Here is a 12,153-nt window from a genome sequence, read left to right on the forward strand (position 1 = left end):
TGCAGCAGGCGGCGGGCGAGCATGACCGGCGCCCGCCGCCGGTTCAACGGGAGGGCAGCATGAAGACGATTCGATGGCGCCGGCTCGCGCGAGCCGGCCGGGCGATGCGTCGCCTGGCGACGGCGGGGTATATGGGTCTTGCATTCGCCACGCACGCAATGGCGCAAGGCGGTAGTGGCGCGATGGCGCTGGATTGCGCGTTCAGCAATCCCGACGCGTCATCCTGGCGCATGATCACGCCGTTGACGAGTACGACGCCGGTCGGCGCGATCCTGTATCAACGCACGGTTTCTCTGATGGTCTCGTTCAAGTACGGCCCCGCACCGGCCGCGCGCGAACTGACGAGTGCCGCACACTGGATGCCGGGCAGCGTTATCGCAGACGGTGTGGCGCAGACGAATGTGAGCGGAATCGGCTTCAAATGGGCCGGCGTGTCCGACGACGGCGGGGAACGCACGCTGCGGCAAGATGCACTGCCGATGGTAACCGCAAAGACCGAACTCATTCGATCGGGAGAAGCCGGCAACGATATACGGATGATGCGCTTCCGGCAGTTTCTGGTGCTCGACAAGCCTGTCTCGCAACTGCCGCAGGGCAAGCTGATCATCAAGAACCTGCCTGGCAATCCGACCGTCGCGATTTATGCGATCGACTTTCCGAAAGGCGCCGCATCGATAGGCAGCACGGTGACGGTGCCGGGACAGACAACGCCGCCCAACCTGTGCAAGCAGGTGAAGACCTTTGTCGGCGTCGGCAACGTCTGCATCGGCAGCGAATGCGAGATCCATGTGCCGAACCGCTGCGAGATCCAGTCGAACATGATCGTGCCGGTGACGCTCGGCAATTTCGCGATCAGCAATTTTCCCAGCGTGAATGCGATGTCGAAGCCGGTCAGTTTCGATATCGCGCTCAGCCAGTGCGCGGCAGCGGCAAAGCCGTCGATCAGTTTCCGCGACAAGGCCGCACAGCCGAATCCGGACAAGACGCTGCTGCAATTGAGCGCGCCTGCCGGGCAGACGGTCGCGCGCGGGTTCAACATCGTGATGACGAATGCGCTGACCGGCGAGCGGATTGCGTACGGCGAGCCGGGTACGGCCACCCAGTATCCGATGCGTCGCACCGGCGACATGGCCGTGATGCCGTTGCGCGCGCAGTACATTCGTACCGGTGCGGACGCCGAGCTGCAGCCCGGCTATGCCGGCGGCGGCGCGGAATTCTCGTTTACTTTTCCGTGAACGCGACGGGCGGCTTTGCGATCGGGCCGGCCCCGCTTCATCACGAAACCCGCTGAGCAAAGCACCATTTGTTGGTTCGGATTCGCCGCACGCGCTGATACGTTAGCGGCTTCGCGACGACACACTCCGTCGCGATGTTCTTCGAACCGGGCCGCCGCGCGATCCGCGGCGGCCTTCATAACAAATCAGGTCGTGCTCATGAAAATCCACACTCTCGCTACGTGGCTCGTCGGGGCTGCACTCATCACCGCCGGCACCGTCGCGCACGCGGACCGTCTCGACGACATCAAGAAGGCCGGCGTGCTGCGCGTTGCGACGTTCGACAGCAATCCGCCGTTCGGCTATGTCGACGGCAAAAGCAATCACATCGTCGGTCTCGACGTCGACTATGCGAAGGCGCTTGCCGACAAGCTCGGCGTGAAGCTGCAACTGCAGCCGACCAATCCGGCGAACCGCATTCCGTTCCTGACGTCCGGCAAGGTCGACCTCGTGCTCGCGAACTTCACGATCACCGACGAGCGCGCGAAGCAGGTCGACTTCAGCATTCCGTACTTCTCGTCGGGCCAGCAGTTTCTCGCGAAGAAGGGCGTGCTGAAATCGGCCGAGCAACTGAACGGGCTGCGTGTCGGCGCCGACAAGGGCACGACCAACGAAATCACGCTGCGCGAGAAATTCCCGAAGGCGACGATCGTCGCGTACGACGACACGCCGTTCGCGTTCGCCGCACTGCGCGCAGGCAACGTGCAGGCGATCACGCAGGACGGCCCGAAGCTGATCGGGCTGCTCGCGAACGTGCCCGACAAGCAGAACTACGAGATCCCGCCGTTCACGATCTCGAACGACTACATGGGTGTAGGCGTGCCGAAGGGCGAGACGCGCCTGCTCGGTTTCGTCAACGACACGCTGAAGGGGCTCGAGGCGAACGGCCGCGCCGTGCAGATCTACGACGCATGGTTCGGCCCGACGACGAAGACGCCGCTCACGCGCATCTTCCGGATCGGCGACAAGACCTGATTCCCATCACACGCGCGCCGCGCTCGGCCGGCCCCCCGGCCGCGCGGCGCGATTCGTATTTCTCCGATCGCGCGCTTCGCGCCCGCAACACGACATGCTCGGGCTGGCTCCCAAATATCTGTCCTGGCTCTGGCAGGGCTTCCTGCTGACGCTCGGCCTCGCGGCTGCGTCGGCCGTCGCCGCGACCGCGGGCGGGCTGCTGCTCGCGGTCATGCGGCATGCGCGCGGCGCCGCGCCGCGTGCGGTGGCGGCCGCGTACGTCGTCGCGTTTCGCAATACGCCGCTGCTGGTGCAGTTGTTGTTCTGGTATTTCGGCGTCGCGTCGTTGCTGCCCGATACGTGGATCGCATGGCTGAACGCGCGCCATGCGGTGAGCGTGGGCCCGTTCGCGCTTGCGTGGCCGTCGTTCGAATTCGTCGCGGGCTGGGTCGGGTTGAGCGCGTATACGGCCGCGTTCGTCGCTGAGGAATGCGAAGCGGGCCTGCGCGGCGTGCGGCGCGCGCAACACGACGCGGCGGCCGCGCTCGGCCTTACGCCGATGCAGTCGTTGCGCTACGTCGTGCTGCCGCAGGCCGTGCGAATCGCATTGCCGCCGCTGTTCGGCCAATACATGAATCTCGTAAAGAACTCGTCGCTCGCGATGGCGATCGGCGTGGCCGAGCTGTCGTATGCATCGCGACAGGTCGAGACGGAGACGTTCAAGACGTTCGCCGCGTTCGGCGTGGCGACCGTGCTGTACGTCGCGGCGGTGGCCGCGATCGAGGCCGGTGCGTATGCGGCCACGCAATGGCGCGACCGGCTCGGAGCGGGGCGTTGACGATGGATCTTTCGCTGCTTCTCTCCAATCTGCCGTACCTGCTCGTCGGCGCATTTCCGGACGGCCCGCTAGGCGGCGCCGCGCTGTCGCTGGTGTTGGCGATCGCATCGGCGGCCGCATCGGCCGTGCTCGGCGTGGCGCTTGGCGTTGCCATGGCGCTCGCACGCGGTCCCGCACGCGTGCTGCTGCTCGCGTTCATCGGCTTCTTCCGCGCGATTCCGGTGCTGATGCTGATCTTCTGGACGTATTTCCTGATGCCCGTGCTGCTGCACATGGACGTGCCGGGGCTCGCGACGGTCGTGTGCGCGCTCGCGCTGATCGGCGGCGCGTATCTCGCGCACGCGGTGCATGCGGGCATCGTCGCGGCCGGCGACGGGCAACGGCAGGCGGGGCTGTCGCTCGGGCTCACGCGCTGGCAGACGGTGCGCTACGTGCTGCTGCCGCAGGCGATTCGGATCATGACGCCGTCGTTCGTCAACCAGTGGGTCGCGCTCGTGAAGGATACGTCGCTCGCGTATATCGTCGGCGTGCCGGAACTGTCGTTCGTCGCGACCCAGGTGAACAACCGGCTGATGGTGTATCCGGCGCCGATCTTCCTGTTCGTCGCGCTGATCTATCTGGTGCTGTGCACGTCGCTTGACGGTGCCGCGCGCTGGTTGCTGTCGCGGCGGCCGAGGGCGGAGCGCGTCGAGCAGGCAGCGGCCGAACGGACCGAGCCGGCGCGGTGAGGGCGCGCGCAGGCGACGCGTGCTGCGCGTTGCATGCAATGCAGATCGACGGCGCGGGGTGACCCGCAGCGGGCCGTAGCGCCGCTGCCCGGGCGCGTCGACCCGTCAGCGTCAGGACGCGCTGTAGTGCGTATTGAACACCGCGCGCAGCGTCGACGTGTCGATCGCGAAATCGCCCCACAGCGGCCCGTCGTTCTGCGCGAACGCGAACGGTGCCGTATTGACCGATGCGAGGCGGAAGCGCCATTGCGCCGCTTCCTGGCGGAACGCGGTGAGCTGCATGTCGGACAGCGCCGTCTGCGCGCTCGCGAGCGTGACGAGCGGGTCGACCGGATCGTTCGCGACGCGCACCTCGAAGTGCAGGTGCGGGCCCGTGGCGGCGCCAGTCATCCCGACCGAGCCAATGCGCTGGCCCTGCTTCACGGTTTCGCCCGTCTTCAGGCCGCGCGCGAACGCGGACAGGTGCGCGTAGTAGGTCGAGTAACCATCGGCGTGATCCACGATCACATAGCGGCCGTAACCGCCCGGATCTGTGCCGACGAACGACACGACGCCGTCGGCTGCCGCATCGACGGGCGTGCCGCTCGGCGCGGCGAGATCGACGCCCGTGTGGAACGCCATCGCCTGCGACAGCGGATGGATGCGCTCGCCGAAGAACGAGCTGATGCGCGTCCACTTGACCGGCATCGTGAAGGCGGCGGCTTCGAGCGGCGCGCCGTCGAGCGTGTAGTACGCGCCGTGCTCGGCGCCCGGCGCGCGGAACCAGATCGCGCCAAACGTGCGGCCGGCCACACGCAGTTCGAACGCGGTGAGACGCGGCGTGCCGTCATTCGTATCGAACGCGACGCGGTAGTAGTCGCCGCGCTGCGCGCTCGCCCGCATCGCGACCTTGCCGCTGACGAGATCGCCGAGCTGGATGCGCACCTCGGGCGGCACGTCGAGACGGTTCAGCGTATCGGACAGCGTGAGCTCGATGTCGCCCGCGCGCATCCCGTGCTGTTTTTCAGGGGCGGCGAACTGGAACAGGTTCGCATAGCCGAGCATGTCGTTGCGGTGCGCGCTGAGCGGCGCGAACAGGCCCGGCTGCTGGCTGCGGTCGATACGTTCGCCGGCATCGTTGGGCTCGCCGATCGTGCGGGCGAGTTCGCTCGTCACGAAATGCTGCGCGGTGGGAAACGGGGTATCGGACAGCACGCGCTGCGGCAGCGCGGCCGTGCCCGACTCGACGGCGCCCGGCAACTGCGACACGGCCGGCAGCGCAGCGAGGCCGAGTGCGGCGAGGGCGCCGAGCACGGCGGCCGGCACGAGCGCGCGCACAATACGCTGCGCGCGGCCGGGCGCGAAAGCATCAGGTGTAGCGACAGACTTGACCAAGATGTCCACATCCAGGAAAGCGGTTCAAAGGGGTGTGGGCAGGGGCCGCCGGCGGCACATCCGTCGGGCGACGACGGGGCGGGCGGCGGGCGTGCAACAAAACAGGCCCCGCCAGGGGCCTGTGTCGTTTCCGTTCGACCCAACGCGCGGGGCGGGCCCGCTTCGAACGGCGGCGTGCATATCGGGTCGAACCCGGTTATCACGAAGACGCTAAAGAAAGATGACAGCGTCAGTCTACCGATGTTCCGCGAAACGTTAAAAATTTTAAAGAGGGTCAGCTCATTCGTTTCGCAGTGCGGTAAGTCGGGCTAAATCAGCATTTATTACGACGATTTACATCAGTTCGGCAATTTGTGCGCGCGGCTGCGTCGTCGGCTGCATCATCGGCAGCGTAATGCGGCGGACGTCCGCACGGTGTCGAAACCGGCGTCGAGCATCGCCTCGGCGTCGTTCCACAGGTTGCCGCGCAGCCGGTTGGTCCAGATCATCGACGCGAACACGCCTTCGAGCAGCGACACGAGATAGACGGCGGCCAGATGCACGTCGAGATCGGCGGCGATTTCGCCGGCCGCGATCGCGCGGCGCAGCAGCGCCTTCGTGATCCGCAGCATCTGCAGCTCGAGCAGCATGCGGCGGCGCTGCAGTGCGCCGTTTTCCTCGCTCTGCTCGCACTTCGTATAGAGGATCACGAGCACGCGCTGCATCGGCCCCGGCTCCCCGCATTCCTGCAGATAGTGCGATGCGGCGCGCCGCAGCGTGGCGAGCGGCGGCAGTCCGTCGCCGGCGTCGAAGCCTTCCGACGTGCGGGCGAACGCGCGGTCGCACATCGCGAGACACACTTCCATCTTGTTGCGGTAGTGGCCGTAGACGGCGCCGCGCGACATCCCGGCGGCTTCGGCGAGATCCGCCATCGCGGTTTGCGCGACACCCTTGTCGAGCAGCACCAGCTCGGCGGCGTCGAGGATCCGGTGCTTGATGGCGAGCGATTCTTCGCGGGTCTTGCGGGCCATGTGGGGAAATTCCTTACAGTTCGCTGTCGTTTTATTGAGACAGTGTGGCGGTCGGATTGAAACAGCGTGTATTTAATCAGTCGTGACTGATTATAATCGGCCACCCTGAGCCGCCGCATTGTATCGGTGGCGAACGATCCGAGGTCACACATGAATAACAATCGCTCCGTGTTGCGCCACCGGCTGGCGCCGTTCGCGCTGGCGGCCGTGCTGGCCCTGGCCGGATGTGGAAAGGGCGACAAGGATGCCGCGCCGGAGGCCGCGAAACAGGCGACGGTCGTGACGGTGCGGCCGACGGCCGTGCCGATGACCGTCGAATTGCCGGGCCGGCTCGACGCGTACCGGCAGGCGCAAGTGCGCGCGCGGGTCGCGGGCATCGTCACCGCGCGCACGTACGAGGAAGGCCAGGAAGTGAAGCAGGGCGCGGTGCTGTTCCGCATCGATCCCGCGCCGCTGAAGGCCGCGCGCGACGCCGCGCAGGGCGCGCTCGCGAAGGCGCAGGCCGCCGCGCTCGCGGCGAGCGACAAGCGCCGCCGTTACGACGATCTCGTGCGCGATCGCGCGGTGAGCGAGCGCGACCACACCGAGGCCGTCGCGGCCGACACGCAGGCGAAGGCCGACGTCGCGTCCGCGCGGGCCGAGCTCGCCCGCGCGCAACTGCAGCTCGACTATGCGACCGTCACCGCGCCGATCGCGGGCCGCGCGCGGCGCGCGCTCGTCACCGAAGGCGCGCTCGTTGGCCAGGACCAGGCAACGCCGCTCACGACCGTCGAGCAGCTCGATCCGATCTACGTGAACTTCTCGCAGCCGGCGGCGGATGTCGACGCGCTGCGCCGCGCGGTGAAGAGCGGGCGGGCGACGGGTATCGCGCAGCACGACATCGCGGTGACGCTGCTGCGCGCCGACGGCACCGCGTATCCGCTGAAGGGCAAGCTGCTGTTCAGCGATCTGGCGGTCGATCCGACCACCGACACCGTCGCGATGCGCGCGCTGTTCCCGAATCCGGAGCGCGAGCTGCTGCCGGGCGCGTACGTGCGGATCGCGCTCGATACGGCGGTGGACCAGCGGGCGATCCTCGTGCCGCGCGATGCGCTGCTGCGCACGGCCGACCGCACGTCGGTGCGGGTCGTCGGCACGAACGGCAAGGTCAAGGACGTCGAGGTCGCCGCCGACCAGATGAGCGGCCGCGACTGGCGCATCACGCGCGGTCTCGCGGGCGGCGAGCGCGTGATCGTCGATGACGCCGCGCAATTCGCGCCCGATACGACCGTCAAGGCCGTCGAGAAGGCGCCGCCGTCGAACGCGGCGCCGGCAGCGGCCGCTTCGCAGGCGGCTGCCCGTCAAACCTGACTGGTTAACACCACACCACCATGGCACGTTTCTTCATCGATCGCCCCGTCTTCGCGTGGGTGATCGCAATCTTCATCATGCTGGGCGGCCTGTTCGCGATCCGCGCGCTGCCCGTGGCGCAGTACCCGGACATCGCGCCGCCCGTCGTCAGCATCTATGCGACGTACCCGGGCGCATCCGCGCAGGTCGTCGAGGAATCGGTGACCGCGCTGATCGAGCGCGAAATGAACGGCGCGCCGGGGCTGATGTATACGTCGGCGACGAGCAGCGCCGGGGCGGCGTCGCTGTACCTGACGTTCAAGCAGGGCGTGAACGCCGATCTCGCGGCCGTCGAAGTGCAGAACCGGCTGAAGACGGTCGAGGCGCGGCTGCCCGAACCGGTGCGGCGCGACGGCATCCAGGTCGAGAAGGCCGCCGACAACATCCAGTTCGTGGTGTCGCTGACGTCCGACGACGGCCGGATGAGCGCCGTGCAGCTCGGCGAATACGCGTCGGCGAACGTCGTGCAGGCGCTGCGTCGCGTCGACGGCGTCGGCAAGGTGCAGTTCTGGGGCGCCGAGTATGCGATGCGGATCTGGCCCGACCCGGTGAAGATGGCCGGGCACGGTCTTACCGCGTCGGATATCGCATCGGCGGTGCGTGCGCACAACGCGCGCGTGACGATCGGCGACATCGGCCGCAGCGCGGTGCCGGCCAGCGCGCCGATCGCGGCGACCGTGTTCGCCGATGCGCCGCTGAAGACGCCGGCCGATTTCGGCGCGATCGCGCTGCGTACGCAGGCCGACGGCTCCGCGCTGTATCTGCGCGACGTCGCCCGCGTGGAGTTCGGCGGCAACGACTACAACTACCCGTCGTACGTGAACGGCAAGGTCGCGACCGGAATGGGCATCAAGCTCGCGCCGGGCTCGAACGCGGTCTCCACCGAGAAGCGCGTGCGCGCGACGATGGACGAGCTGTCCGCGTACTTCCCGCCGGGCGTGAAATACCAGATCCCGTACGAGACGTCGTCGTTCGTGCGCGTGTCGATGAACAAGGTCGTCACGACGCTGATCGAGGCCGGCGTGCTGGTGTTCCTCGTGATGTTCCTGTTCATGCAGAACCTGCGTGCGACGCTGATCCCGACGCTCGTCGTGCCGGTCGCGCTCGCGGGCACGTTCGGCGTGATGTATGCGGCCGGCTTCTCGATCAACGTGCTGACGATGTTCGGGATGGTGCTCGCGATCGGCATTCTCGTCGACGATGCGATCGTCGTGGTCGAGAACGTCGAGCGGCTGATGGTCGAGGAAGGGCTCGGGCCGTACGACGCGACCGTCAAGGCGATGACGCAGATCAGCGGCGCGATCGTCGGGATCACCGTGGTGCTGACGTCGGTGTTCGTGCCGATGGCGTTCTTCGGCGGCGCGGTGGGCAACATCTACCGGCAGTTCGCGCTGTCGCTCGCGGTGTCGATCGGCTTCTCGGCCTTCCTCGCGCTGTCGCTGACGCCCGCGCTGTGCGCGACGCTGCTCAAGCCGGTGTCGGGCGACCATCACGAGAAGCGCGGCTTCTTCGGCTGGTTCAACCGCTTCGTCGCGCGCGCGACGCAGCGCTACGCGACGCGCGTCGGCACGATGCTGAAGAAGCCGGTGCGCTGGCTCGTCGTGTACGGCGCGCTTGCCGGCGTCGCGGCGCTGATGCTCACGCAGCTGCCGACCGCGTTCCTGCCGGACGAGGACCAGGGCAACTTCATGGTGATGGTGATCCGCCCGCAAGGCACGCCGCTCGCGGAAACGATGCAGAGCGTGCGGGAAGTCGAAGCGACCCTGCGCCGCGACGAGCCGACCGCGTTCACGTATGCGCTCGGCGGCTTCAACCTGTACGGCGAAGGGCCGAACGGCGGGATGATCTTCGTCACGCTGAAGAACTGGAAGGATCGCAAGGCCGCGCACGATCACGTGCAGGCGATCGTCGCGCGTGTCAACGAGCGCTTCGCGGGCACGCCGAACACGACGGTGTTCGCGATGAACTCGCCCGCGCTGCCCGATCTCGGCTCGACGAGCGGCTTCGACTTCCGGCTGCAGAACCGCGGCGGGCTCGACTATGCGACGTTCAGCGCCGCGCGCGAGCAACTGCTCGCGGCGGGGCACCAGCATCCGGCGCTCACCGACCTGATGTTCGCCGGCACGCAGGACGCGCCGCAACTGAAGCTCGACATCGATCGCGCGAAGGCGTCCGCGCTCGGCGTGTCGATGGACGAGATCAACACGACGCTCGCGGTGATGTTCGGCTCCGACTATATCGGCGACTTCATGCACGGCACGCAGGTGCGGCGCGTGATGGTGCAGGCCGACGGGCTGCACCGGCTCGATCCGGACGACGTGAAGAAGCTGCGCGTGCGCAACACGCACGGCGAGATGGTGCCGCTCGCGGCGTTCACCACGCTGCACTGGACGCTCGGGCCGCCGCAGCTCACGCGCTACAACGGCTATCCGTCGTTCACGATCAACGGGGCGGCCGCGGCAGGCCACAGCAGCGGCGAAGCGATGGCCGCGATCGAGCAGCTCGCCGCGAAGCTGCCGGCCGGCGTCGGCTACGCGTGGTCGGGGCAGTCGTTCGAGGAGCGGCTGTCGGGCGCGCAGGCGCCGATGCTGTTCGCGCTGTCGGTGCTCGTCGTGTTCCTCGCGCTCGCGGCGCTCTACGAGAGCTGGTCGATTCCGTTCGCGGTGATGCTGGTCGTGCCGCTCGGCGTGATCGGCGCGGTGCTCGGCGTCACGCTGCGGGCGATGCCGAACGACATCTATTTCAAGGTGGGGCTGATCGCGACGATCGGGCTGTCCGCGAAGAACGCGATCCTGATCGTTGAAGTCGCGAAGGATCTCGTCGCGCAGCGCATGTCGCTCGTCGATGCGGCGCTCGAAGCCGCGCGCCTGCGGCTGCGCCCGATCGTGATGACGTCGCTCGCGTTCGGTGTCGGCGTGCTGCCGCTCGCGTTCGCGTCGGGTGCCGCATCCGGCGCGCAGATGGCGATCGGCACCGGCGTGCTCGGCGGCGTGATCACCGCGACCGTGTTCGCGGTGTTCCTCGTGCCGCTGTTTTTCGTGATCGTCGGCCGCCTGTTCGACGTCGGCCCGCGCCGGCGCGGCGGTGCGCAGCCGGCGAAGATGGAGGGTTCGCAACCATGATGTTTGCGCTGAATGCACGCGCCGCGCTGCGGGCCCGGATCGGGCTGGCCGCCGCGCTCGCGCTGGCCGGCTGCACGCTCGCGCCGCGTTACGAGCGGCCGGCGGCGCCGGTGCCGGCGACTTACGCGCCGCTCGACGGCGGCGCCGCGCCCGCGGCGGCGTCGCCCGCCGACGCCGCGCTGCTCGACGACTGGCGCACGTACTTTACCGATGCGTCTCTGCGGGCGTGGATCGACGCGGCGCTCGCGAACAACCGCGACATGCGGATCGCGGCCGGCCGGCTCGAGGAAGCGCGTGCGCTGTACGGCGTGCAGCGCGCGGACCTGATGCCGTCGGTCGACGCAAATGTCGGCTACGAACGTGCGCGCCAGTACGACCCGGTCGTGCGCCAGAGCGCGATCAGCGGGCTGTATCGCGCGGGCGTCGGCGTCAGTGCGTACGAGCTCGACCTGTTCGGCCGCGTCCGCAGCCTGTCCGATGCGGCGCTCGCCGAATATTTCGCGACGGCGGACGCGCAACGCACGGTGCGCATCGGCGTGATCGCCGACGTGGCGGGCGCGTATGTGTCGGAGCGCGCGCTGCACGAGCAGCTCGCGCTGGCGCAGCGCACGCTCGACGCGCGCGAGCGCATGGCCGCGCTCACGCAGCGCCGCTACGCGGCCGGCACGAGCGACGCGATCGAGCTGCGCTCGGCCGAGATGCTGGTGGCCTCCGCGCGCGCGTCGCAGGCCGCGCTGCAGCGCGAGCACGGGCAGTCCGTGCGGGCGCTGCAGCTGCTCGCGGGCGACTTCGCACGCAACGTGCCCGGCGACGCCACCGCGCTCGACACGTTGTCGATCGCGCCCGTGGCGCCCGGCGCACCGAGTGCGCTGCTCGAACGGCGGCCGGACATCCGGCAGGCGGAAGCGAGGCTCAAGGCGGCCAATGCGCAGATCGGCGCGGCGCGTGCGGCGTTCTTTCCGCGCATCGCGCTGACGAGCGACTACGGCTCGGTCAGCGACGCGTTTTCGAGCCTGTTTGCGGGCGGCACGAGCGTGTGGACGTTCGCGCCGCGCATCACGCTGCCGATCTTCGCGGGCGGGCGCAATCGCGCGAACCTCGACGTCGCGAACGCACGCAAGCACATCGCGGTGGCCGATTACGAGAAGACGGTGCAGACCGCGTTCCGCGAAGTGGCCGACGCGTTCGCCGCACGCGACTGGATCGATCGGCAGCTCGCCGCGCAGCAGGACGTGTATGCGGCCGACGGCGCGCGGCTGAAGCTCGCGGAGCGTCGCTACGCGGGCGGTGTCGCGACGTATCTCGAACTGCTCGACGCGCAGCGCAGCACGTACGAGTCGGGGCAGGAGCTGATCCGGCTCAAGCAGCTCAGGCTCGCGAATGCGATCGCGCTGTACCGCGCGCTCGGCGGCGGCTGGTCGCCGGCGTCGGCGGAGGCCGCGGCCTCCGCGTAATACCCGTCGC

The 12,153-nt window shown here is 68.3% G+C and carries 9 protein-coding genes; 7 read left to right on the top strand and 2 right to left on the bottom strand.

All coding sequences use genetic code 11. The features are described 5' to 3' along the window. Positions 1-59 precede the first annotated feature (59 nt). The 4 genes from WJ16_RS08120 (at position 60) to WJ16_RS08135 (ending at position 3,794) form a co-directional block, all read left to right on the top strand. On the top strand, positions 60-1,235 hold the full coding sequence (locus tag WJ16_RS08120; protein ID WP_069258001.1) for a fimbrial protein: 1,176 nt from the start codon (positions 60-62) through the stop codon (positions 1,233-1,235). A 198-nt stretch (positions 1,236-1,433) separates the two neighbouring features. Further along, positions 1,434-2,249 (top strand): ABC transporter substrate-binding protein, encoded by an 816-nt coding sequence (locus WJ16_RS08125; protein ID WP_069256619.1) that lies wholly within the window; start codon positions 1,434-1,436, stop codon positions 2,247-2,249. A gap of 94 nt (positions 2,250-2,343) precedes the next feature. Continuing rightward, positions 2,344-3,066, top strand: a complete 723-nt coding sequence (locus WJ16_RS08130) for an amino acid ABC transporter permease (RefSeq protein ID WP_069256620.1) — start codon at positions 2,344-2,346, stop codon at positions 3,064-3,066. A gap of 2 nt (positions 3,067-3,068) precedes the next feature. Continuing rightward, positions 3,069-3,794, top strand: a complete 726-nt coding sequence (locus WJ16_RS08135; protein ID WP_069256621.1) for an amino acid ABC transporter permease — start codon at positions 3,069-3,071, stop codon at positions 3,792-3,794. A gap of 111 nt (positions 3,795-3,905) precedes the next feature. Here the strand turns inward: WJ16_RS08135 and WJ16_RS08140 are convergent, their stop codons facing one another. Together WJ16_RS08140 and WJ16_RS08145 are read right to left on the bottom strand one after the other, a co-directional pair. Beyond that, complete coding sequence (locus tag WJ16_RS08140) at positions 3,906-5,168, bottom strand: M23 family metallopeptidase (protein ID WP_069256622.1); 1,263 nt, start codon at positions 5,166-5,168, stop codon at positions 3,906-3,908. A gap of 380 nt (positions 5,169-5,548) precedes the next feature. Next, positions 5,549-6,178, bottom strand: a complete 630-nt coding sequence (locus WJ16_RS08145) for a TetR family transcriptional regulator (RefSeq protein WP_069256623.1) — start codon at positions 6,176-6,178, stop codon at positions 5,549-5,551. 150 nt (positions 6,179-6,328) lie between these two features. Between WJ16_RS08145 and WJ16_RS08150 the strand changes: the two genes are divergently transcribed. Genes WJ16_RS08150 through WJ16_RS08160 form a run of 3 tightly spaced genes read left to right on the top strand, consistent with a single transcriptional unit; the run spans position 6,329 to position 12,143 of the window. Further along, positions 6,329-7,528, top strand: a complete 1,200-nt coding sequence (locus tag WJ16_RS08150; protein ID WP_069256624.1) for a MexX/AxyX family multidrug efflux RND transporter periplasmic adaptor subunit — start codon at positions 6,329-6,331, stop codon at positions 7,526-7,528. A gap of 20 nt (positions 7,529-7,548) precedes the next feature. After that, positions 7,549-10,689 (top strand): multidrug efflux RND transporter permease subunit, encoded by a 3,141-nt coding sequence (locus WJ16_RS08155; protein WP_069256625.1) that lies wholly within the window; start codon positions 7,549-7,551, stop codon positions 10,687-10,689. Further along, positions 10,689-12,143, top strand: coding sequence for an efflux transporter outer membrane subunit (locus tag WJ16_RS08160; protein WP_069258002.1), 1,455 nt, complete (start codon positions 10,689-10,691; stop codon positions 12,141-12,143). Before WJ16_RS08155 ends, WJ16_RS08160 begins: the two co-directional genes overlap by 1 nt. Positions 12,144-12,153 lie beyond the last annotated feature (10 nt).

This window comes from Burkholderia metallica (assembly GCF_001718555.1).
Classification (GTDB): Bacteria; Pseudomonadota; Gammaproteobacteria; order Burkholderiales; family Burkholderiaceae; genus Burkholderia; species Burkholderia metallica.

What these genes read in the sequence shown, in the direction of transcription:
- WJ16_RS08120 (WP_069258001.1), top strand. Translation starts at nt 60, where the DNA reads ATGAAGACGATTCGATGGCGCCGGCTCGCGCGAGCCGGCCGGGCGATG.
- WJ16_RS08125 (WP_069256619.1), top strand. Translation starts at nt 1,434, where the DNA reads ATGAAAATCCACACTCTCGCTACGTGGCTCGTCGGGGCTGCACTCATC.
- WJ16_RS08130 (WP_069256620.1), top strand. Translation starts at nt 2,344, where the DNA reads ATGCTCGGGCTGGCTCCCAAATATCTGTCCTGGCTCTGGCAGGGCTTC.
- WJ16_RS08135 (WP_069256621.1), top strand. Translation starts at nt 3,069, where the DNA reads ATGGATCTTTCGCTGCTTCTCTCCAATCTGCCGTACCTGCTCGTCGGC.
- WJ16_RS08145 (WP_069256623.1), bottom strand. Translation starts at nt 6,178, where the DNA reads ATGGCCCGCAAGACCCGCGAAGAATCGCTCGCCATCAAGCACCGGATC.
- WJ16_RS08150 (WP_069256624.1), top strand. Translation starts at nt 6,329, where the DNA reads ATGAATAACAATCGCTCCGTGTTGCGCCACCGGCTGGCGCCGTTCGCG.
- WJ16_RS08155 (WP_069256625.1), top strand. Translation starts at nt 7,549, where the DNA reads ATGGCACGTTTCTTCATCGATCGCCCCGTCTTCGCGTGGGTGATCGCA.
- WJ16_RS08160 (WP_069258002.1), top strand. Translation starts at nt 10,689, where the DNA reads ATGTTTGCGCTGAATGCACGCGCCGCGCTGCGGGCCCGGATCGGGCTG.